At 37.5% G+C, this 23,646-nt stretch carries 20 protein-coding genes; 12 read left to right on the top strand and 8 right to left on the bottom strand.

All coding sequences use genetic code 11. The features are described 5' to 3' along the window. Nucleotides 1–111 precede the first annotated feature (111 nt). From proC to BMZ31_RS04805, 8 genes are all read left to right on the top strand, one after another. Nucleotides 112–927: a pyrroline-5-carboxylate reductase gene (gene proC / locus BMZ31_RS04840; protein WP_090830573.1), complete on the top strand. Its 816-nt coding sequence runs from the start codon at nucleotides 112–114 to the stop codon at nucleotides 925–927. Then, nucleotides 927–2,543, top strand: a complete 1,617-nt coding sequence (locus BMZ31_RS04835; protein WP_090830572.1) for a diguanylate cyclase — start codon at nucleotides 927–929, stop codon at nucleotides 2,541–2,543. The genes proC and BMZ31_RS04835 overlap by 1 nt, the downstream gene beginning before the upstream one ends. Then, nucleotides 2,544–3,587 carry a HEAT repeat domain-containing protein gene (locus tag BMZ31_RS04830; RefSeq protein WP_090830571.1) on the top strand — a complete coding sequence of 348 codons (1,044 nt, stop codon included), beginning with the start codon at nucleotides 2,544–2,546 and terminating at the stop codon, nucleotides 3,585–3,587. Further along, a complete protein-coding gene (locus BMZ31_RS04825) occupies nucleotides 3,588–5,000 on the top strand; it encodes a glycosyltransferase family 2 protein (RefSeq protein WP_090830570.1) in 1,413 nt (470 codons plus the stop codon). Continuing rightward, entirely contained in the window at nucleotides 4,997–8,245 is a 3,249-nt protein-coding gene (locus BMZ31_RS04820) for a hypothetical protein (RefSeq protein WP_175478002.1), read from the top strand. Before BMZ31_RS04825 ends, BMZ31_RS04820 begins: the two co-directional genes overlap by 4 nt. Before the next feature lie 2 nt (nucleotides 8,246–8,247). Continuing rightward, a complete protein-coding gene (locus BMZ31_RS04815) occupies nucleotides 8,248–8,616 on the top strand; it encodes a response regulator transcription factor (RefSeq protein ID WP_090830569.1) in 369 nt (122 codons plus the stop codon). Next, the gene (locus BMZ31_RS04810; RefSeq protein ID WP_090830568.1) at nucleotides 8,606–11,524 is read left to right on the top strand and encodes an ATP-binding protein; all 2,919 of its coding nucleotides are present in this window, start codon (nucleotides 8,606–8,608) and stop codon (nucleotides 11,522–11,524) included. The genes BMZ31_RS04815 and BMZ31_RS04810 overlap by 11 nt, the downstream gene beginning before the upstream one ends. Nucleotides 11,525–11,686: 162 nt before the next feature. After that, entirely contained in the window at nucleotides 11,687–12,589 is a 903-nt protein-coding gene (locus tag BMZ31_RS04805; RefSeq protein WP_090830567.1) for an aldo/keto reductase, read from the top strand. Between the two features lie 161 nt (nucleotides 12,590–12,750). Here BMZ31_RS04805 and BMZ31_RS04800 read toward each other — a convergent pair whose 3' ends face one another. The 4 genes from BMZ31_RS04800 to BMZ31_RS04785 form a co-directional block, all read right to left on the bottom strand. Next, the gene (locus BMZ31_RS04800) at nucleotides 12,751–13,332 is read right to left on the bottom strand and encodes a YitT family protein (RefSeq protein ID WP_090830566.1); all 582 of its coding nucleotides are present in this window, start codon (nucleotides 13,330–13,332) and stop codon (nucleotides 12,751–12,753) included. A 127-nt stretch (nucleotides 13,333–13,459) separates the two neighbouring features. Continuing rightward, nucleotides 13,460–14,761 (bottom strand): NCS2 family permease, encoded by a 1,302-nt coding sequence (locus BMZ31_RS04795; RefSeq protein ID WP_090830565.1) that lies wholly within the window; start codon nucleotides 14,759–14,761, stop codon nucleotides 13,460–13,462. 187 nt (nucleotides 14,762–14,948) lie between these two features. After that, complete coding sequence (locus tag BMZ31_RS04790; RefSeq protein WP_090830564.1) at nucleotides 14,949–15,950, bottom strand: inorganic phosphate transporter; 1,002 nt, start codon at nucleotides 15,948–15,950, stop codon at nucleotides 14,949–14,951. A gap of 11 nt (nucleotides 15,951–15,961) precedes the next feature. Then, on the bottom strand, nucleotides 15,962–16,579 hold the full coding sequence (locus BMZ31_RS04785) for a DUF47 domain-containing protein (RefSeq protein ID WP_090830563.1): 618 nt from the start codon (nucleotides 16,577–16,579) through the stop codon (nucleotides 15,962–15,964). 389 nt (nucleotides 16,580–16,968) lie between these two features. Between BMZ31_RS04785 and BMZ31_RS04780 the strand changes: the two genes are divergently transcribed. Further along, nucleotides 16,969–17,223, top strand: coding sequence for a GlsB/YeaQ/YmgE family stress response membrane protein (locus BMZ31_RS04780; RefSeq protein ID WP_090830562.1), 255 nt, complete (start codon nucleotides 16,969–16,971; stop codon nucleotides 17,221–17,223). Between the two features lie 52 nt (nucleotides 17,224–17,275). Here BMZ31_RS04780 and BMZ31_RS04775 read toward each other — a convergent pair whose 3' ends face one another. Then, on the bottom strand, nucleotides 17,276–18,196 hold the full coding sequence (locus BMZ31_RS04775) for an RluA family pseudouridine synthase (protein ID WP_090830561.1): 921 nt from the start codon (nucleotides 18,194–18,196) through the stop codon (nucleotides 17,276–17,278). A gap of 194 nt (nucleotides 18,197–18,390) precedes the next feature. Between BMZ31_RS04775 and BMZ31_RS04770 the strand changes: the two genes are divergently transcribed. After that, entirely contained in the window at nucleotides 18,391–18,789 is a 399-nt protein-coding gene (locus tag BMZ31_RS04770) for a YhcU family protein (protein ID WP_090830560.1), read from the top strand. Nucleotides 18,790–18,835: 46 nt separating this feature from the next. On the opposite strand, the gene BMZ31_RS04765 is transcribed toward BMZ31_RS04770, so the two are convergent. The 3 genes from BMZ31_RS04765 to BMZ31_RS04755 are packed head-to-tail and all read right to left on the bottom strand — an operon-like array spanning nucleotide 18,836 to nucleotide 20,369. Next, on the bottom strand, nucleotides 18,836–19,306 hold the full coding sequence (locus tag BMZ31_RS04765) for a thioredoxin family protein (protein ID WP_090830559.1): 471 nt from the start codon (nucleotides 19,304–19,306) through the stop codon (nucleotides 18,836–18,838). Nucleotide 19,307: 1 nt separating this feature from the next. Further along, nucleotides 19,308–19,745, bottom strand: a complete 438-nt coding sequence (locus BMZ31_RS04760) for a disulfide oxidoreductase (protein ID WP_090830558.1) — start codon at nucleotides 19,743–19,745, stop codon at nucleotides 19,308–19,310. A 21-nt stretch (nucleotides 19,746–19,766) separates the two neighbouring features. Further along, complete coding sequence (locus tag BMZ31_RS04755) at nucleotides 19,767–20,369, bottom strand: TetR/AcrR family transcriptional regulator (RefSeq protein ID WP_090830557.1); 603 nt, start codon at nucleotides 20,367–20,369, stop codon at nucleotides 19,767–19,769. A gap of 150 nt (nucleotides 20,370–20,519) precedes the next feature. On the opposite strand from BMZ31_RS04755, the gene BMZ31_RS04750 reads away from it, so the two are divergent. Both BMZ31_RS04750 and BMZ31_RS04745 read left to right on the top strand, forming a co-directional pair. Beyond that, nucleotides 20,520–22,259 (top strand): phospho-sugar mutase, encoded by a 1,740-nt coding sequence (locus BMZ31_RS04750; protein WP_090830556.1) that lies wholly within the window; start codon nucleotides 20,520–20,522, stop codon nucleotides 22,257–22,259. A gap of 268 nt (nucleotides 22,260–22,527) precedes the next feature. Continuing rightward, nucleotides 22,528–23,646 carry a GAF domain-containing sensor histidine kinase gene (locus BMZ31_RS04745; RefSeq protein WP_090830555.1) on the top strand — a complete coding sequence of 373 codons (1,119 nt, stop codon included), beginning with the start codon at nucleotides 22,528–22,530 and terminating at the stop codon, nucleotides 23,644–23,646.

Below are 23,646 nucleotides of genomic sequence, written 5' to 3'. Positions count from 1 at the left end.
CTCTTTCTACAAAAAACTACAAAAGTGGGGAGTGTTTTCTTTATAATTCCCCCTTCATACCTTAAAATAACTGACATACATAGAAAATATTACAAATAGGGTGTGTTCTGATTGGATAAGAAGATTGGTTTTATAGGTAGTGGCAAAATGGCCCAGGCTATGCTTAATGGCTTGGTGAAATCTGAGGTAGTAAATAAGGAACAAATTATGGCTAGTGCCAAATCCGAGGGAACAATCAACCTCGTAAAAGAAATGTACAAAATAAACGTTACAAATGAAAATAAAGAAGTAGCGAAATTTGCAGATATCATCATCCTTGCCGTAAAGCCCATTCATTATGGATTGATTATTTCTGAAATAAAGGATTTAATCCGAAACGATACGGTGATTGTAACGATAGCAGCTGGCATTACGCTTCAGGATATTGAAGCCGCCTTTGATAAAAAAGTGAAATGCGTTAGGACGATGCCTAACACACCTTCATTAGTAGGTGAAGGAATGAGTGTACTTTGTCCAAATGCTTTTATTTCTGATATGGATTTGAAAAATGTACGACAATTATTCAATAGCTTTGGTAAAAGTGAAATCCTTGAAGAAACTTTAATGGATGTTGTTCCGGCTATCAGTGGTTCTAGTCCTGCATACGTCTACATGATGATTGAAGCAATGGCGGATGCTGGAGTAATGAAAGGGATTTCCCGAAAACAATCGTACCAACTTGCTGCACAGGCGGTTCTTGGGGCTGCAAAGATGGTACTGGAAACCGGTGAACATCCCGGAGCATTGAAAGATGATGTCTGTACACCTGGGGGAGCAACAATCGAAGCAGTTGCTGAACTCGAGAAAAATGGCTTCAGAGGGTCCATCATAAATGCGATGGAAAAATGTTACGAAAAGACAACGGGGATGACTAACGGGAGGAAATAATGGAGTTACATAATTATGAGCGGCTTTTATTTCAAAAAATTAAAAGACAGATTTCTGACTGGTTTGCTTCCGTTGAAGAGATGGTCATTCCAAAAGAGGATGTGTATGGCTTCTTGCATTCCATTAAAGGGACTGCAGGCACCATTGAACTTGGAGGACTATTTCAGATGGCGAGCAATCTCTTGGAGAGTATAGAGAAAAGGGAATCCGATTGGAGTCTGAGCGACTTGCGGGATTTCCTTTATGATCTAATGAATCTGACATATGAATATGAACATTTTCAAGAGTTGGATAGCAAACCTAAAGTTGAAAGAAATGCTCAAATCCCATTAATACAGATTATTGATACCGATATTTCGATGCTCATTTTATTAAAGGATGTCTTAGAGGAAAAAGGTTGGATGGTTATTACTAGTTCCAACTTGGAAAAAGCCAAGTCCCAGTATTATGAATTTCATCCTGACCTCATCATATTAGACGGTAATTTGCCAGATAACGGCGGATTACAGTTTCTAAACGATTTAGAGACGCATACATCCAAACACTTCGTTCCAAAAATGATTATGAGCGCTCAAAATGATCGTCAATTGAGAATAGATTCCTATCGTTCTGGTGGGGATGATTTTGTTGCAAAGCCCATAGATAGTGAAGAGTTTATCGTAAGAGTGGAAAGGCACTTACAGAGGAAACGATTATTTGATGAATCGGTCTTAACGGATGAACTGACAAATGTATACAATCGCAGATATTTGAGCGATGTTCTTGATAGAAATTTAAAAGATTTCAAAAGAACAAAGGAACCATTTTCTATTGTCTTAGCTGATTTAGATCACTTTAAGAAAATTAATGATACTCATGGCCATTTAATTGGAGATCGCGTCTTATTGAAATTTGCTGAATTTTTAAGGGAAAGCACTCGAAGCTCTGATACGGTTTTTAGATATGGCGGAGAAGAGTTTGCCATCATTCTACCTAGAACAAGGAATGAGGAAGCAAAATCAATCATGAAGAGGATATTACGTGATTTTTCGAAAATTTCATTTGAGGGTAACGATGACAAATTTACGGTTACTTTTTCCGCTGGAATATTTGAAATAAACGTCAGTGATTTAGAAAAGAATGATGTTCTAAAGTTTGCCGATCAAGCTTTGTATAAAGCAAAAGAAAGTGGAAGATCGAAAGTTGAAAGTGCGAGCGATCAATTGCACTATGCATCAACTAGAAAATTAAGTGTATCCATTGTTGACGATGACGCCATTATTCGAACGATTCTATTAAAAGTTATTCAGAATATTGAAGTGGAGAGAACGGAACTAGACGTAAAAGCCTTTGAAGACGGTATATCTTTTTTTGAATCGGGACGTTTTGAAGAATCAGAAGAACACTTCCTCATTCTTGACGGAGTGATGCCTGTAATGGATGGATTAGAAGTATTGCAAAAGGTGAAAAAGATCCAAGGAAATAGGAATCTTTATGTCCTCATGTTGACTGGAAGAAAAGGGGATATGGATATTGCCAGGGCATTAAAATTAGGGGCGGATGATTATGTAACGAAACCTTTTAGTATCACTGAGCTCCAAGCGAGAATTCAAAGATTAATTAAAAGGATGAAATAAATGATTGGTAATGAACTTGCAATCCTTTCAGGTGCACTTCTTATAGTGTTTTTTTTCCTCCTTGGCATTTTGCTGTACTTAATCATAAGAAAGCTTAGTGAAAATGCGAGAAACCAAAAAATCAGCAAGCTTACTGAAAAGTACTTTGCATTGATTTTTATCTATATGACAGATCAGTTTCACTCAAGAAGTATACGCTCCGATTCTAAATTGCAAAAAGAGGCATTAGAACAAGCTCTTGGAAGGTACGCGGAAGTGCTTGAAGGTGAAAGTGAGAAATACGCGCTCAGACATTTGGCAGAATTACATTTATCAGGATATTATGCAAAAAGACTTAAGTCGGCTGTCTGGAGTCAGCGTATGAACGCACTATACTATATAGAAGATTTTCAGATGATGACACTTCGAGAAGATGTGATTAGATTACTGAGAAAAAAGAAAATTTCCAGAGAAGAAATCGTTCATTCACTTCGTGTTTTGGCTTCTTTTCGGGATAAACGTCTGTTCGAATTACTTAGTAATGACTTTGATCATTTGACTGATTATGAGTATCGGGCGATTTTGTCCAGGCTTGATAAAGAAGGAATTGATTTATTTATGCTCAGTTTTTATCGTATTCCTGAACAATTGAAGTTTGCAGTATTAGACGTTTTAGGTACTTCAAAGGAAATCCATTACTTAAGTTTCGTGGAAACCATTTATGGATCTTATTCAGGCGAAATAAGGTTAAGGGCATTAAAAACGATAGCGGCTATTGGTTATGTTAAAGATATCAATACTTACTTGCCATTATCCGACTCTTCCGTTTGGCAGGAGAGAATGTTTTTTGCGAAGTTGCTAGGTTCATCAAATGATCGCAAAGGAATCCCATACTTGGTTACATTTTTGCATGATGATTCTTGGTGGGTAAGATCCCAAGCAGGGCAAGCCTTATCTAGTTTTTCGAATAGTCGTGATATCTTTCTTAATGTGCTTCGACAATCCCAAGATCCATATGCACGTGACATGGCAGAAGAATGGCTTTCACGGGGAGAGGGAATTTAAATGGAGAATTCTTGGTGGACTACCGGATTCACGATTGTTGCTGGATTCATTGCTATTTACATGATTGTTATTATTGTTTTTTATACAGTTATCCTCGTCATTTCAATGTTACAGCTACGAAAGCATTTTAAGTTAAATCGTAAACAAGTATATGAGGATTATGTGGATGACTTTGCTGTAAAGCCGATATCCATCATTGTGCCCGCGTTCAATGAAGAAGCCGGTATCATCCCAAGTGTTAGGTCATTGTTAAGTGTAAATTACCCTAGTTTTGAAATCATTGTGGTAAACGACGGATCCACAGATTCCACGTGGCAGAAGATGATTGAGCATTATGAGATGAAAGAAATAAAAAGAGTGGTTCGCAAACAGATTGAGACAAAGCCTATTTCAAGTATTTATCAATCTACGCTTCTTACGAATCTATATTTGATTGATAAAGAAAATGGAGGAAAGGCAGATGCTCTAAATGTTGGGTTGAATTTTGCTCATTATCCCTATATTTGTTCGCTAGACGGAGACTCCGTCTTGGAACAAGACGCTTTTCTAAAAGTGATGAAGCCGATTGTTGATTCTGGCGAAGAAGTGATCGCTTCCGGGGGAAGTGTGAGAATTGCGAATGGATGTGAAATTCATAACGGTAATATCCTAAACATTGGCTTATCCAATAATCCACTCGTCATCATGCAAATTATCGAGTACCTACGTGCATTCTTAATGGGTAGGATCGGCTTAAGCAGACACAACCTTTTGTTGATCATTTCAGGAGCCTTTGGGGTATTCTCGAAAAAGTGGATAGTCGAAGCAGGGGGATACAAAACGGATACAGTAGGAGAAGACATGGAGATGGTTGTCGGAATCCACCGTTTGCTCAAAGAGAAGAAACTGAAGAAGAAAATCGTCTATGTACCAGATCCAGTTTGTTGGACAGAAGTTCCAGAAGAAATGAAGTTTTTACGCAAGCAGCGTAGACGCTGGCATCGTGGTTTATTCGAGAGTTTATGGAGACATCGGAAGATTACTTTTAATCCTAAATATGGATCGATTGGCTTTATTTCTTTCCCTTATTTTTGGATAGTCGAATTTTTAGGACCGATTGTTGAACTCTTTGGTTATGTCTTCGTAGTCCTTTCCATGTTTTTTGGTGGAATCTATTTGGAGTTTGCCATTCTTATTTTCTTATTATCATGCTTATATGGATCTCTGTTTTCTATGTCTGCCGTATTGTTGGAAGAATGGACATTAACGAGATATCCTAAAGTTTCTGATATGTTGAAGTTGTTTTTTTACTCCATGACCGAAACGATTTGGTACCGGCCTCTAACTGTTTTTTGGAGATGTGAAGGTATTTGGCAGATGATCAAAGGTGATCACAGCTGGGGAGAAATGAAGAGAAAAGGTGTATCACGATGAGAAACTACTTGAAGAGTCCACAAGTATATGTATGGATATTTGTTTTGCTTTTTTGCCTAGTCATTACGAGTCCGTTTTGGCTATGGTTTATAAAAAATGAAAATCACTTAAATGTGCTTATCGTCGATAAGACTGTGCCGGATCAATCCTATCGTGAACATAAAGGGTTGGTTTGGATTTTGAATAATGGAAAGTACATGAAAGGAAATGGTGAACCGTATTCCGTTAGTAAAGACTACGTAGGATTTAAACCGTCAAAGGAAAAGACTTTTAAAACAACTGAGGTTCCAAATGACTTGTCCAGATTTGATGTAATTTATCTTGCTGATCAATATGGAGTATATAATGAAGAATTCTACGGAACAAATGAGACGGGAAAGAGATCTGAAGCATTGTATGGAGGGCTTCAAGAACAAGAACTCAAGAATATTGAGAGAGCCTTACTTAAGGGGAATAAAACGTTAATCGCAGAATTCAATACATTTGGCAGTCCGAGTTCTGCGGAAACAAGGGATAAGATATCCAATTTACTAAATCTTGATTGGACAGGTTGGATCGGTCGTTATTTTTCCCACTTAGAAGGTACAGAAGTTCCTGATTGGGTGAAGGAAAACTATCAAAAAAAGTACGGGAAATGGGACTATTCCGGTGAAGGTTATGTGTTTGTTGATGCTAATAACTTCATAGTAGTTCTAGGCAGTAAAGATTTAAAGGGTAGTGGTGTCGAATTTTTTTACACGAACGAAGGAAAGGAAAGGTTTTCTGGCAATGTTGAAGCAGAATATGGCTATTGGTTCGATATTATTGAGGCGAGAAATGAAACTGAGATTCTGGCCAAGTATCAGCTGCCTTTAACCAAAAAGGCGAAGCAAAAGCTAAAGAAGTTTGGAATTCCAACAGAATTTCCAGCCATCATCTCACATCAAAATAGGAAGTATTCGTCCTATTATTTTGCAGGGGATTTTGCAGATGAGGCAGAAATTCCGCAAATCTATCAGACCACAGGCTTTGATAAGTGGAAAAGACAAACTGAATCAAAGAGTTCGTTCTACTGGAGCGGATATGTACCACTTATGAAACAACTATTAAAGAACGGTCTACATAAAAATATTGAACCGAAAAAAATTGAACTAACTAAAAAGGATGGAATCCTCTCGAATAGTCGAACAGGAGATAAGTACATACAGATAAAGAAGAATGGAAAATGGGAGGACTTGCTCATCAAAGGTGTTAACATGGGGATTGGAAAGCCAGGTTATTTCCCAGGTGAAACGGCTATTACGAAAGATGAATACTTTAGATGGTTCAAAGCGATTGGAGAGATGAATGCCAATACGATACGAGTTTATACTCTTCATCCACCAGCATTTTACGATGCACTCTACGAATATAATCAATTGGCTGAAAATCCTATCTTTCTTTTTCAAGGGGCATGGATTAATGAGGAAGGACTTGTCCAAACCCAAGATGCATATGCTCAATCAAACGTGGTCGATTTTCAAACGGAAATGAAGCATATGATCGATATTACTCATGGACATGCTGACATTGTCAAAAGAACTGGGCATGCTTACGGCAAGTATAGCAGCGACATTTCGTCGTATGTACTTGGATATATCATTGGAATAGAGTGGGATCCTTACATGGTTCAAAACACGAACCTTAAACATAAGGAAAAAGCACAATTCAAGGGGAAATATTTTAACACTTCTAATGGCTCTCCATTTGAAGTATGGCTTGCAGAAAGGCTGGAGTTTGCTGCTACCTACGAAGCAGATACTTATCAATGGCAACATACGATGAGTTTTACGAACTGGGTGACAACGGATTTGCTTAATCATCCAGAAGAGCCGCTAGAACAGGAGGACCTTGTAGCCGTAAACCCAAATCACATTCAAAAGACAAACGATTTTCATGCGGGTATCTTTGCTTCGTATCATATTTATCCGTACTACCCTGACTTCCTTAACTTGAATGATACTTATGCCAATTATAAGGATTCGAAGGGTGAGAAAAATAATTATGCGGGCTATCTAAATGACCTAATAAAAGAGCACGAAATGCCTGTCGTTGTGGCCGAGTTTGGTGTGCCGGGTTCAAGGGGTTTAACGCATAAAAATGTGATAGGAATGGACCAAGGGCACCATTCTGAAAAGGAACAAGGGATGATCAACAAACGTCTATTTGAGTCGATTGTTTCAGAGGGCTATGCAGGTGGAATGGTGTTTGCATGGCAGGACGAATGGTTCAAAAGGACTTGGAACACGATGGATTATGATAACCCCGATCGCAGACCATTTTGGTCTAACATTCAAACGAATGAACAAAATTTTGGATTGCTTTCTTTTGAGCCAGGAATGAAAGAAAGTGCCATTCATGTCGATGGAGATACAGGAGATTGGATCAAGAATAAGTCTAGGCTCCTTTATAGCATGCGAGGTAGCAAATTGAAGGAAACACGGATGAGTTCAGATGAAAAATACCTCTACTTTTTAATGAAGTACGAATCACCCTTAAATTTTAAGAAGGATGATATTTTTCTAATGCTAGATACCATTGGAGACCAAGGTCAAACCGAGATTGAACTGTCAAAGGGGAAGAAACTCAAGACAGATTTAGGAATTGATTTTCTGATAAGCTTGAAGGACGAAAATAATGCAAGTATCACCGTGGATAGTTACTATGATTCCTTTTATTATCAGTATGGTGAGATGCTGAAGATGATACCTAAAGCTCCATATGCCCATGTAAAAAATAATGGAGTATTTCATCCTATAAGATTGGCACTCAATAAAGAGCTGGTTATCCCGACAACAGGCAAGAAAATCCCGTTTCAATCTTATGAGACAGGAGAGTTAAAGTTTGGTAATGCCAACCCTATTAATCAAAAATATGATTCCTTAACCGATATAAGTATTAACGAGGATCATACAGTCATTGAGGGAAGAATACCATGGCAATTGTTGAATGTTAAAGACCCTAGTCAAAAAGAAGTGATGGGGGATCTATGGAAACAAGGGTTAACGGGAAGTAGAAAAATTTCTGATATCGGTGTGGTTGTAGCATTTAGTGAAAATGAAAAGCTGCTCTATACCCAACCTGAAACTTCCCATGCCACCATAACACGAGATAGCGTTGCTATATATAATTGGGATGATTGGGATGAGCCTCGCTACTATGAACGTCTAAAAGAATCATACTACATCATGAAGAACACGTATGGTTCTATAGGTACGGGGGAATAAAAGTGAAAAAGATTTTATTAGCTGAAGATGAAGAAGTATTGCGAATGCTGATAGCAGATACATTGGAGGATGATGAATATTTGGTGGATGAGGCTTCAGATGGAGCAGAGGCGTTATCTAAGATTCAAAATACCGATTATGATCTCATCATTCTAGATTATATGATGCCTGTTTTCACAGGACTTGAAGTAATTGAAAAAGTGAGAAGCATTCCAGGGAAACAATCTATCAAAATCTTGATGCTTTCTGCCAAAAGTCAACAGTACGAACAGGAAAAGGTTCTCGAAGCGGGCGCGGATTATTTTATGGCAAAACCTTTTAGTCCGCTTCAGCTTTTGGAGAGAGTAGAGGAAATTCTTAATGAAAATTAATCAATACGTTAAGAAAAGTCTATCACACCAATTTATTGCACTTATGGGAACCTTTATTGGTATTTTTGTCATAGGGTCTATAGTGTTGTTACTCACTTTACGCTCCCTTATACAATCATATACAGCTGAGAATGAACTGTTGGAGAAAAAAGAGCGAATCGCTCAGGAAATTGAAACGATTTATAACCGTTCTTTCTTTGATGCTCGTGGATATTTGGCATATGGTAATCTGACTTTAAAAGAAAATGCTTTAGCTCAAGAAGAAAAAATAAGAAAACTTGAAAAACAGTTTGCTAAGATAGCAAATCGAAACGAAGATCGCCTCTTTTTGAATAGCATCTATGAGTTTACAGACTATTACTTTGTAGACACACTCCCTCGTATCTTTCAATTACATGAAATTAACGATAAAGAGGGAGTCATACAGTTAGGTAATAAACAGGCGACTTCAAGAGTGAATCATTTTCAAGAAGTACTTCAGAGCTATGCCATTAAGCTTGATAATGATGTGGAAAATAATTTTCAAAAACTGTTAATTACGCAAACCTATGTTCAAATTGTCTTTGTCATTTTCATTCTACTTATATTACTTGTACTTCTAAGAATCATCCGATTGATGTTAAATAGAATTGGACACCCTTTAACTCAATTTGTTAAAGCTGCAAATGACATGTCAGAAGGAAAAGATACCATTATCCCAACGAAAATGAACATCGAACGTATGGACGAAATTGGCATATTATCAACAGCATTTCAGAGAATGGTAGAAAAGGTTCAAGAAAAAGAGCAAGACTTGTTGTCGCATAATGAAGAATTGAAAGCTCAGCAGGATGAGCTAAGATCACAACAGCGAGAACTTGAAGAAACACTCGAGACACTACGTGAAAATGAAATAAAGTTAAGTAATCGAAATAAATTAATTAACAATATCTCGAATTCATTGAACAAACAAGAGGTTTTGGATAGTATCGTTGAAAATACTTGTAAAATTATCGATGCTGATCGTGGGATGATTGCCATGATTTCAGATCAAATATATGCAGGATTTGGGATCTCGGATAAAGGGATGTTGCAGTTTTTCACTCATTGGGACAATGGTCTAAACCGAAGATTGCAAAGTAAAAAGAAACCAATCTGCCTAAAGAGGGAAATGAAACCTGAAGAAAATGGTTTCTATAGTGGCACTTTTTATAGTTATGATTTATATATTCCCATTCTCTCATCAGACAATGGAGTAATGGCCTTAATGGTCTTTAGTCGATATAGCGCGCCATTTCTTCATGAAAATATGGATGAATATGAAGCACTGGCTAAAAGCATAGGAATTTCATTAGAAAAAATCAATTTATATGAGAAGTCAGAGGATGAACGAAAACTTAACCAAGACATCTTGAACACAGTCCATGAGGGCATTCAACTTATAAATAAAAACAAGTCAATTGTTCAAGTAAATGAACAGTTAAATGAACTTTTCGGATTAGCGAAAGGGGATAGACAGCTTGTTGGCCTAAAATGGGAGGAATGGACCACTTTATTAAGAAGTCAGGTTGAGGACGATATGAATCTTTTTCAATTCTTGGAAAATGCCATTTCTAGTGAGCACACAATATCACAAGATGAACAATCATTTATCTACCGGAAGAAGGAAAATAATCAGGTCATTAAAATTTACTGTGAAGACCTTTATCATGGAGACAAGAAGTTTGGGAAAGTGATTGTGTATCGAGATATTACGAAGGAATTTGAAGTAGATCAGATGAAGTCTGAGTTTGTAAGTACCGTAAGTCATGAGTTGAGAACACCATTGGCAAGTATTTTGGGTTTTACTGAACTAATGATGAATCGTGATTTAAAGAAGGATAAACAAAACAAATATCTTAAGACCATCCTCAATGAGACAAAGCGCCTAACAGCACTAATCAATGACTTTCTTGATGTCCAGAGAATGGAATCTGGAAAACAAACATATGAAAAGAAGTTTTTTGAATTAGTTCCTATATTAGAAAAAGTAATAGAGATGCAAAAAGTAAATACGGAAAATCACAAAATAACCTTGAAGTGTAGTGTTTCGGATTCGCCTTACATTCTTGGAGACAAAATGAAGATAGAACAAGTTTTTACCAACTTAATAAGCAATGCTATCAAATATTCTCCAGATGGTGGCAAAGTGGAAATCTGTATTGATAAAAATCAAAAGCAGATTGAGGTTGCAGTTAAAGACCAAGGGTTAGGAATTCCGGACGATGCTTTCACCCATTTATTTACGAAATTCTATCGTGTTGATAATACGGACCGTCGAAAAATAGGCGGTACTGGGTTGGGACTGGCTATTGTTCATGAAATCATGAAAGCTCATGGAGGAGATATTAGGGTTGAATCTGATTTAGGAGAAGGAAGTATTTTTACAGTCGTTTTTCCAGTATATGAAGGAAAGGAAGAAGCTTTCTTGGAAGATGAAAGGGTTGGGAATATCGGAAGAGGCTATCACATCATGGTAATTGAAGACGATACTAGTTTAGCCCAACTCATTATACAGGAGTTGCGAGAAAGTGGCTTCCATGCTGAGAATTTCAAAAATGGCCGGGATGCACTGCTGGCAATTGAGAAAGAAACTCCGGATGCTATTGTTTTAGATATCCTGCTAGAAAAAGGCGATTTGGATGGTTGGGAAGTCATGGAGATGATAAAGAAATCTGAGCGCTTCAAAGACATTCCAATCATCATATCGAGTGCTCTTGAAGAAAAAGAAAAAGGATTATCACTAGGGGCAAATGACTATCTCATAAAACCATATAAGCAAAGCCAATTATCAAAAGCCATTATGCAGACATTGCTGAATATGGGAAAAATGGGACAAATTCTTGTGCCTGATACAAATGAAAGAAATCGTTTCAAACCAGAAGAATAGAATAGTCTACTTGTAGGGGATTCACTATTGTAACTTGGTGAATCTTCTTCTATATTCTTAATCCATTTGAATTGCTATTTATGTTGCTATGAGGTAAAGTGCCAATGGATAGACCCTTTTTGAGTTTCGTATGACATCTAGTTTTAGAAAAGAGGTAAGTGTATGGAAAAAGTTCAACTAGCAGAAGATTTGTCATTTTCACGTGTCATTCATGGTTTATGGAGACTGGCAGAGTGGAACATGAATTCAGAGGAAACGTTGAAATTAATCGAAGAATGTATGGATTTAGGCATCACGACTTTCGATCATGCAGATATTTATGGTGATTACACAAGTGAATCTCTCTTTGGCAATGCTTTAGAACTGAAACCATCGCTAAGAGACGCCATGCAAATTGTAACGAAGTGTGGAATAAAGTTACTTTCTTCAAAATATCCTGAGCATGAGATTCAACACTATGATACAAGCAAAGAGCATATTTTAAAGAGCGTAAATCAATCCTTAGTTAACTTAAAAACGGATTACATAGATGTATTATTGATACACCGTCCTGACCCGTTCATGGACCCTCAGATGGTAGCGGAAGCTTTTGAACAATTAAAAGCAGAGGGGAAGGTTCGTCACTTTGGTGTGTCTAACTTTACGCCTTCACAGTTTAATATGTTAAGTAGTTACTTAAATTTTTCTTTAGTAACGAATCAAGTAGAAGTTTCCGCCATGCACATGGAAACATTTAAAGATGGAACGATAGAACAGTGTCAGGAAAAGCGAATTGCGCCGATGGCCTGGTCACCGCTGGCCGGGGGACGTATTTTTACTGCGAATGATGAAAAGGCGTTGAGGGTTCGACAAGCACTTGAAGAGGTGGGGAATGAACTGGGTGTACATGCAATCGATCAATTGATGTATGCATGGCTTCTAAACCATCCAGCCAAGATAATGCCGATTGCAGGTTCTGGTAATCTACAAAGAATACAACAGGCTGTGGATGCATTAAGTATCAAGATGACTCGCCAGCAATGGTTTAAGATTTGGGTTGCCTCTAACGGACATGGTGTCGCATAACAAGAAGACAAAAGAACGCCGCAACTGGAGTTGCAGGCGTTTTTTTGAACTTTTGGTTTTTGGCTCTATTCATAGTATTTTTTGTAAATTAAGGAGTGGTTGATTCCACTACAGGTTGCTAACTTTCAGCAGAAGAATTATAAAAAGCCGGCATTAGCATATTAAAAGTAAGGATAGGTAGTTTGTTTCCTTACCGTAATAGACGTCATAATTCCTACAAAAATAATAGTCAAAAATGAATACATGAACTTTTCCACCCCCACCACACTGAGGCCGCTAAGTACAACGAGTCCGTCAATCAAAAAAATAAGAATACCAACGTTTAATGAAGTTTTCAAGGTAAGAAGTTGTGCTAAAAGATCGGTTCCACCGGTACTCGTTTCATATCTAAGCATAATACCTATTCCTGTTCCTACAAGTAATCCGCCAATAATGGTGCTCACTAAAATCCCTGTCTGAAAAGAGCCGTTAAAAAATGAAAAAAGATCAATACATAGTGAAGAAATAATTAGTCCATGCAAACTGTAAAAAAAGTACTTTCTTTGAAAAAACCATGCTAAGACGTATAACGGGATACTGAGAATAATCATACTCAAACCCGTTGGCCATCCGTAAAAATAATGAAGAATTAGCCCAATACCAATGATTCCTCCATCCAAAAGATGATGAGGAACTAGAAATCCATTTACACCTATACTGAGTAAAAAACTCCCCATTAATATCGCCAGTAATTTACCTGCCATTTTACTCACCTCACTCACTTGTCCTTCTCTAACAAAATATGAGACATATCCACAAATAGAATGGAAATACATTTTGGCCAAAAATAAAAGACCACATCACAAAGTGATGTGGTCTGCGTGTCCATTATTAATGTGGCAAAAATGCGAGTTGATAGAAGAAGAGGACCGCAAAAAGGTAAACAAGTGGATCAACTTCTTTAAACTTTCCTTTTGCTATTTTCATCAACGGATAAGAGATAAATCCAAGTGCAATACCAGTCGCGATGCTTGATGTAAGAGGCATGCTTAAGATAATAAGAAAAGCAGGGAAAGCTTCATCCAGTTCATCCCATTTGATATGGGAAATGCTTCCCATCATCAAACTACCAACAATGATGAGGGCTGGTGCTGTAATGGCAGCTAAACCAGAAACCGCACTTACAAGAGGTCCGAAGAATGCAGCTACAATGAATAGGATAGCGACAGTCAAAGAAGTTAATCCAGTTCGGCCACCTGCTGCAACACCACTTGAGGACTCAATATACGCTGATGTTGGGCTTGTCCCGAATATCGCACCAATTGTAGTCGCAATTGAATCGGAGAGCAATGCTTCACGAGCACGTGGCATTGTATTGCCCTTCATTAATCCTGCTTGTTGGGCTACCCCTACCATCGTTCCGGTAGTATCGAAAATTGTTACAAGTAGGAAGGAGAAAACAACTGCATAAAGACTATGTTGGAAAACTTCTCCGAAAGCATCGATTGGATTAACAATGATCAAGCCTTCTGGAAGTTTAGGTAGTGACATGATGCCTTGGTCAAAAGAAAGCTGACCAGTAGCAAATGCGATAATACCTGTAACGATCATTCCTAAAAACAAAGCTCCATTAATTCTTAACACCATGAGAACTAAAGTAACAGCTAAGCCAATCAGTGCAAGGATGGCTGAAGGTGAATGTAAATCTCCCAATCCAACTAGATTTGTAGGATGGTCCGTAATTATTTTTGTAAGGCGAAGACCTATGAAAGCAATAAACAACCCAATTCCTGCTGTAATACCGTGTTTAAGATTCTCAGGAATTGCTTCAATCAATTTCTTACGGAAAGGAGTCAATGACAATACGACGAATATAAGACCCGCGATAAAAACTGCAGCAAAAGCAGTAGTATATGAAATATTTCCATGAGTTCCTACAACTGAATAAGCAAAATAAGCGTTCAAACCCATACCAGGGGCAATAGCGATAGGATAATTAGCAAATAGTGCCATCCATAAAGTACCCGTAACAGTTGCAATGATTGTTGCGGTAAAAACCTGGTCAAATGGGACTCCAGCGTCTGCAAGAATAATGGGATTTACAACGACGATGTAAACCATTGTGAGAAAGGTAGTTAAACCGGCCAAAATTTCTGTTTTGGCATTTGTATTGTTTTCTTTTAATTTAAACAAAGAATTCACTCCTAAAAACGAACATTTATAAACACAAATCTTATAATATTCGTTTTTAGGTGATTTATCAAGAAGAAAATAAAAAGAGTTTTAATTGGAATTGGTAGAAGGTAGTGGGAGCATGGAAAGTGGGAAAGGTTCGAAATATGAAAAAAAGCAGGGGATAAGCATCCCCTGCCAAAACATATTAGAAAATTAGATTTAGAATATGGTACATGATTCCTGCGATAAGAGCAGAAATAGGTAATGTAATTACCCATGTAATCAACATTCTTTGGGCAGTTCCCCACTTTACGCCTTTAAGACGGTGAGATGCACCTACACCTAAGATTCCAGAAGAGATAACGTGAGTAGTACTAACAGGTAAGTGGATATATGTCGCTCCGAAGATAACGGCTGCACCCGTTAAGTCAGCTGCAACTCCGTTTATCGGACGGATTTTCATGATTTTACCGCCTACCGTTTTAATGATCTTCCATCCACCAATTGAAGTACCTAATCCCATTGCTATAGCACAAGATACTTGAACCCATCGTTGGATTTCATCTGGTGATTCCTGGAATCCGTTTGCAACTAAAGCAAGCGTGATGATACCCATTGCTTTTTGTGCATCATTTGTACCATGTGAGAATGATTGTAAAGCAGCAGTAGCTACTTGAATCAAACGGAAATTACGGTTTGTTCTGGTTAGGCTATGGTTTCTGAATACGACTTTAAATATGCTGTAAACGATATAACCTACCGCAAAGGCTAATAATGGCGAGAAAATCAATGCTTGAATGATTTTCATGAAGCCAGCGTAATTCAAAGAGTCAAATCCTGATGCAGCGATTGCTCCACCTGCGATTGATCCTATTAAAGTATGTGAAGAACTACTAGGAATACCTAAGTACCAAGTTAATAAGTTCCAAAAAATTGCTGAAATTAATGCAGCTAAAATTACAAGCGATCCATTTTGTAAAGTGAAGGGATCAACAATATCCTTTGTAATCGTTTTTGCAACACCAGTAAATGTGATGGCACCTACAAAGTTCATGACAGCAGCTAAAATGATTGCTTGTCTTGGTTTAAGAGCTTTCGTTGAAACAGAGGTTGCAATTGAATTTGCAGTATCATGGAAACCATTAATGAAGTCAAATGCAAGAGCCCCGATGACGATAAGTATCGTTAAGATTAAAATAGCATCCATTTTAAGACTCCTTATGCATTTTTCATGATAATAGTTTCTAATGTATTAGCAACACCTTGAGAGCTATCTGCGATTTCTTCAAGGTTTTCGTAAATTTCTTTGTACTGGATAATACGGATTGGATCCTTCTCAACTGAGAATAAATGTTTAATTGATTGACGTAGGATTCCATCACATTGTGATTCATAATCTTTGATCTTGATTGCGTGATCACGGATTTGCAACAATTTCTTAGTTGAAAGCAATTCGATTGCCTTTTCGATTTCTGCCACACTTGCTTGGATAGCAGCAACGAATTTTAGCATATAGTCGTCTGCTTGTGTAATATTGTACATTTCGAAAAGCGCTGCACAGTGCTCAAGTCCATCAAGTACATCGTCCATGCTGATAGCTAAGTGAAGAAGATCTTCACGCTCGATTGGAGTAATGAAAGCATCGTTTAACTGCTTAATCATTTCGTGAACAAAAGAATCGCCTTTTGTTTCATATTCTTTCATTTTCTCAGAGAATATTTTCAAATCAGATACATTGTTCAATTTGTACTCAGTAAAGTATGTAGCACCTTCCTTAAGGTTGTGAGAAATACTGTTGAGTAACTCTGAAAACTTATCCTTCTTTTTGAAAACCATTTTGAAACCCCCAATTAAAATTAAAATTCATCCAAGTAAAGTACCAAACGAAATTCATTTTACATGAAAAATGTCGAAAAAGGTTGCCTTTACATTAAAATTTACAAAAACTTAACATTACTAATGTAGCCAAGTTCATATTCAGTTATTTTGAGGTTTTTAATAATTTTTTTGTTCATGTGTTTAATATACCAACAATGGTGGTAAGTTAATCGTACAAGCAAGTTAAAACGACAAAATGGTTTTCCATTTTGTTAAACATCAACTTAATTACTTGTAAGCTGCAGCGAAAAGTAATTAAGACGCACTGTACCTGACTTCCCGGGTGAAGGTAAAGTGTAATGATGAAATGAAATAATAACTAATTTTAAATTTGAGGAGTGAGTTAAATGGGCTTTTTATGGGCTTTAATTATTGGTGGATTAATCGGATGGGTAGCAGGTATGATTGTAGGTAAGGATATTCCAGGTGGTGTTATTGGTAACATTATCGCAGGTTTTGTTGGTGCATGGTTAGGTTCAATGATTTTCGGTCATTGGGGTCCGGATCTTGCAGGATTCGCCATTATTCCGGCGATTATTGGTGCAGTATTACTAGTATTTATTTTAAGCTTGATCATGAGAGGTTTCCGCAAAACAACATAATTATTTAAAAATAAAATTTGAAAAACCTCCCATTTTGGGAGGTTTTTTGTATTTATATGAGTGACAAATTGATTCTGTAAGACTCGGGGAAGTCAGTCGGAAACGGTGCATAAACAACCATTTCTTCAAGTGTTAAAGGATGAATGAATTCCAATTTTGCGGCATGGAGCATGACTCGTGGCTGGGTACCATTTCCTCCATATAAGGTATCACCGATAATAGGATGGCCAATATGGCTCAGGTGGACCCTGATTTGATGAGTTCTACCTGTATCTAGCCAGCATTTTACTAATGTCAGACCTTCATTTTTAAATTCTTTAATGACTTCGTAATGAGTAGTGGCAGATTGTCCAGAGGGAGACACGCGTCTCCGTGTAGCGTGATGACGATCTTTTCCAATTGGCTCGTTGATTGTACCTCGTTTTTTCTTTGGCGTACCTTGGACAAGAGCTAGGTAAGTGCGCTTTATCTCTCGTAACTCCAATTTTCGATCGAGTATGGCACCAGCCAGTTCGTGTTTTGAAAAAAGAATGGCACCTGACGTTTCTCGATCCAACCTATGAACATGACGAAAATTCCTTATTTCTCCTTTTGACTGAAGATAATAGGCAACTCCATTGCTTAGAGTTTCTTTATCTTCAAAAGAATTTGGATGTGTATTCATAAACGGCATCTTGTTAAGAACGATTAAGTGATCGTCTTCGTAAATAATGTCCAGCTCTAAATAAGTAGCAGTTAAATGGATTTCAACATCCTGAAATATATGGAGTTGCAACTTATCATTTTTCTGCAAGGGATTGAGCCAGTTGGCTTTTGTCCCATTTAACTTTACAGCCGCATTCATTCTAAGAGCATGGGTTAATTTTTTGGGTGAATCCCACCGCTGACGAAATAGTTCTTCTATTGTTATGCCCTCCCAGTAGTTGGGAACTGTTATTTCAAACCATTCTCCTGTGCGTCTAGTCCGAAGCATGAAGATACCTCACTTTACTTTATGTACAATATTCCGGTCTGATAAATGACCTAATATTAGTTAATTATTACCTGTACCGTGGGTATAATTACCACCCTAAAATTAAAGCGAATTATGTTATTCTTAACGTATATCATTACGTAATCATAAATATAAATTGTTTACGATGAAAAGGATGCAAAGGTGGGTTTTTAGTGAAGATTGTTTTTGCATCGACACCAAGTCAAGAAGAGAAAATTAGCGAGCTTGTCCAGCATTTCTACTCCAGCGTTTTTCCACTTTACTTCTCGGATCAAGAAATAAGAAAGTTTGAACGACTGAAAGTGCTGCAGACCACAACCCGTCATTTTGAATACTTCGGAACTTTACGTGAAGCATTCCATGTTATTACCAGCTTGCAAACCCTTATTTCCATCTTGGAGTCGCCATGCCAACAAGAACATTATGAGCTTTTATTTAGCAAAAATGCAGAAAAACTAAAAGATTATAATTTGTTTTTTCCATTCGAATATGATCAATTCTTAGATGCAAAGTTCTTAAAGAATACCAACTTTAGTACTTACACTAAAGCTGCCAATGAATTACTAGTCTAAATATTTAAACGCCTGCAGAAATGCAGGCGTTTTTTTCTATTTAGGATTATTTAGCATTCTCGTTTAGCCATTGTTCAAAGACGTCTTTTTCTTGAGATCCAACAATTCGTGCGGTTTCTTTGCCGTCTTTATATTGGATGATCGTTGGCGTACTTTCAATCTTATATTTATCCCAGCCGTTTTCGAACTCCAGTAAATTGAATTGTTGTAAGTTAACATCCATCTCTTTTGCTAAAGGAGACACGATAGGAGTCGTTACCTTGCAATGTGGACATGTCGGGCTATAAAAGTAGATGGTAGCATCTTCTCCGTCAGCAAGCTTCTTATCCAATTCTTCAGGGAGAATTAAGTTTTGATAGTTTGGATCATCGAGCTGTGCAATCGTTTCGGAATGGAGAGTATCTTTCTTATATTTATTTTCTTCTCCCATTTTTTCTTCGTTTTGCATCTTCGTTAAATAAGCCACACCAATAAAAAGACCAATAATGACTACAAGAAAGATGAGTACCTTTTTCATATTATTTTTCCTCCTTTATACTTTTCCATATTATTAAACTGCAAATAAAAATAATTGTAAAAGCGGTTAGAGCAAGAAAGGGAATAGTTATAAAACCCAGCCAATTAATATACTGACCCGTACAAGGAACACGGCCGCATGCAGGTGCGGTGTCGGCCATAAAAGAAAGCTTTTGCAGAGAGTAATGGTAAATTGAAATAAGTGCGCCAATTCCAGACATCCACATGGAGTAATAAACGGCTTTATAGTCTTTTTTGATCACTGCTATTCCTAAAATTAATACAAGTGGATACATAAGGATGCGTTGATACCAGCATAATACGCAAGGCTCATACTGACGGATTTCAGAAAAGTATAAGCTACCAAACATGGCAAGTACGGATGCAACCCATGCCGTAAACAATAAAGATTCCTGTTGTTTTGATTTAACATCATTCATGCTTATTCACCCCGGTAATTATTATTTATTTTTATTTATTCCTAGTAAACCATATAAGAAGAAATAAATGCTTTCTTTAACAAATCGGTTCTTTTGCTCTTCGCTTGCGAGAATCTCTGAATATTTTCGTATACTATCAGAAAAGGACTGCATGAAAAAGAAGATTGTATTGGTCGAAAGGTTTTCTGAGATATCGCCGGACTTTCTGCCTTCCTCGAGAAAATCGAGAATAAGAGGGAATGATCTTTCCATAGAAAAGGCTTGGACCATTTCGGCAATCGCTGAATTTTCATCGACAAGGTTAATGAGGAATTCTGAACTTATTTCATCATTGCTTGCTAATTTATCTTCCATTAGTCGCGCCATTTTTTCCGTGAAAGAAAGACTGCTCTCTTTAATCAGCATAAATCTCTCAAGCTGAGAATGTAAATAATGTTTTACAACGTCAGAAATTAGATTGTCTTTGCTCCCATAGTAATTGTAAATGGTCACTTGAGATACCCCAGCTCCTTTTGCAATCTCCTGGATATTTACCTTTTGAACACCCGATTTTGCAAAAAGTGAAAATGCTGCTTGGCGAATTTGCTCCATTTTTTGTTGCTTTCTTCGTTCAAAGCCGTTCATTTTGTCACCTCAACATTTATCTTAAGCGAAAAAGCCATTTATCTCAAATTCAAAATATCAGTTTAATTTTTCTTTTATTAGATGCGCTTATGCAGGTCCCATCAAATTTGCTATAATAATGTTAATTTCAATAAAAATGGGGGGATTTGGATGGATTGGAAGAAGCGTGCACAAATGTGGACAAATTTTGTACAGATCGATGAAGAATTGAAATCCCAATTATCAGAGATGAAAAATGATGAAAAACAACTAGAAGAAGTATTTTATAAAAACCTTGAATTCGGTACTGGCGGAATGCGTGGAGAACTCGGTGTCGGCACAAACCGCATGAATATTTATACTGTAAGAAAAGCAGCTGCTGGCTTAGCTGCCTATATTGATTCACAAGGCATGGATGCGAAGAAGAGAGGGGTAGTCATTGCATACGACTCTCGTCATAAGTCCCCTGAATTCGCGATGGAAGCGGCAAAGACATTGGCGACAAGAGGAATTCAGACATATGTGTTTGATGAGTTAAGGCCGACACCTGTCCTTTCGTTCGCTGTCCGCCATTTACATGCTTTTTCAGGAATAGTGATTACGGCAAGCCACAATCCTCCTGAGTATAATGGATTTAAAGCTTATGGGCATGACGGGGGGCAATTGCCACCTGATGCTGCTGATGAAGTGATCGAGAAAGTGAATGAAATCGAGAATGAATTGATTCTTGAAGTCTCAAGTGAAGAGTCTCTCAAAGAAAAGGGCCTTATAGAAATGATAGGTGCTTCCATAGATCAGGCATACCTTGAAAAATTGATGACAATCTCTGAAAACCCTAATCTTGCAGATGAAACAAATATCAAAATCGTTTTTACTCCTTTACACGGAACGGCAAACAAACCTGTACGTGATGCCTTAAAGGCTCTTAAATATCAGAACGTTACCGTTGTGGAAGAACAAGAACTTCCTGACCCAGAATTCTCCACAGTAAAAAGTCCGAATCCTGAAGAGCATGCAGCATTCGAACTGGCTATTCGTGAAGGAAAGAAAGTAGATGCAGATATTTTAATCGCAACCGATCCTGACGCAGATCGTCTTGGAATAGCGGTTAAGAATAATGAAGGTGAATATGTGGTTTTGACAGGAAATCAGACAGGTGCCCTGTTACTCGACTATATTCTTTCACAAAAGCAAGAAAAAGGAATGCTGCCACGTAACGGTGTGGTAATGAAAACAATCGTTACTTCTGAGCTAGGAAGAAAAGTTGCTTCACAATATGACATCGAAACGATTGACGTTTTGACAGGATTTAAATTCATTGCTGAAAAAATCAATCAGTTTGAAACATCAGGTGAATATAGATTTCTATTTGGATATGAAGAAAGCTATGGTTATTTGATTGGCGACTTTGCTCGTGATAAAGATGCTGTTCAAGCAGCTTTGTTAGCTACAGAGGTATGTGCCTATTATAAAAAGCAAGGAATGACTATGTACGATGGGCTCATGCAAGTTTATGAGAAATATGGGTATTACTTAGAAGGTCTTCGTTCTTTGACTCTTAAAGGCAAGGAAGGTGCCGAATTAATTCAAGAGATTCTGTCCCAATTCCGTGCAAATCCACTTTCTGAACTAGGGGAATTAAAGGTTCACTCAATGGAAGATTACTTGACAGGTTTAAGAGTGATAGATGACAAAACAGAGAAGATAGATCTTCCAAAATCAAACGTCTTGAAATTTTTCTTTAATGACGGTTCATGGGTTTGTTTACGTCCGTCAGGGACAGAACCAAAGGTGAAATTCTACTTTGGAGTTAATGATGTGACATTATCACAAAGCAAAAACAAATTGGAAAGCGTCGAGAATCATTTTATGACACTGGTAGAAGGCATGGTTCAGACTTTAACAAAATAATATCACCAAGTTAGCTAGGCAGCACTTGTTTATATGGCATCTGCTTCGGAACATGTAGTGGATGAAATCGTTATTCATCCACTAGTACAGAATTATCCAATCGCATATTGATTTTAATCCCAAAGGATTCTTCCTTTGGGATTTTTTAGATTTCGCAGGATAGGTGTTCTACATCTTTAGATGTAGAATATTTCAGACTTTTTGTTAACGTCATAGAGTTTGGAAAGAGGTATAATGAGAAAAAATGGATTTTTTAGGAGGGGCAAGGTTGGAGGAAGACAAAAGGCTTATAAAGCTTAAGCTTTTAAAAGAGATTGCGGAGTTATTAAATAAAGGTACGGAGATGAATGTCGTCCTTTCTGAAGTGTTAAAAAAACTCTTGAATGTAACAGGTATGGAAACAGGATGGGTGTTTTTAATTAATGAAAATGGAAATTATGAGATGGCAGCTTTTGAAAATCTACCTCCTGCATTATTGATTAACAATTGTGAACCGATGTGTCATGGAGGTTGCTGGTGCATTGATAGATACAACGATGGGCGATTAGATAAGGCGACTAATATTATTGCATGCAAAAGATTAGAAGATGTCATGGAAAATAAATGTGGAGAAACGTATGGATTAACCCACCACGCTACGGTCCCTCTAAAAGCAGGAAATGAAAAATTTGGTTTATTGAATATTGGCTCACCCCATAAAACGCACTTCGAATCGGAAGAATTGGCGCTATTGGAATCAGTCAGTCTGCAAATTGGAACAGCTTTGAAACGGATGAAATTAACGCAAATCGAACAAGAGACGGCACTTGTTGCAGAACGGAATCGGTTGGCTCGTGACTTGCATGACTCAGTCAACCAGTTGCTTTTTTCCATAAATTTGACTGCTAGAGGCGGTAGGGAAGTGACAACTGAGACAGAAGTTGCCGAAACCTTTGATTATATACAGGATTTGGCCCAAGAAGCCCTTCTAGAAATGAGGGCATTAATCTGGCAATTGAGACCTCAAGGGCTGGAAAACGGGATTGTAAGTGCATTAAGCAGCTATGGACAAATGCTCGGCATGACCTTGGACGTTAAAGTAAAGGGAGTCGTTAACTTGCCATGCCAAGTAGAAGAAGTGATATGGCGAATCGGGCAAGAAGCAATGGCAAATTGCAAAAAGCATTCAGGTCAATCGAATATCAAGATTAATTTAACTGTTGGAAGCCACCAAGTAACTTTTCAAATTGAAGATGAAGGCTGTGGTTTTTATTACGATGAGGAAAAACAGTTACCTTCACTTGGTTTGAGAAGTATGAAGGAGAGAACTGAGGCTGTAAACGGAACATTGCAAATCAAGAGTTTACCGGGGAATGGAACTAAGCTAAAGGTAAAGATACCTTTTTAA

The sequence above is a fragment of the Bacillus sp. cl95 genome, from assembly GCF_900115925.1.
GTDB lineage: Bacteria > Bacillota > Bacilli > Bacillales > Cytobacillaceae > Neobacillus_A.
Note: the sequence above shows the minus strand (reverse complement) of the source record. Positions and strands in the feature narration are given on the sequence as shown.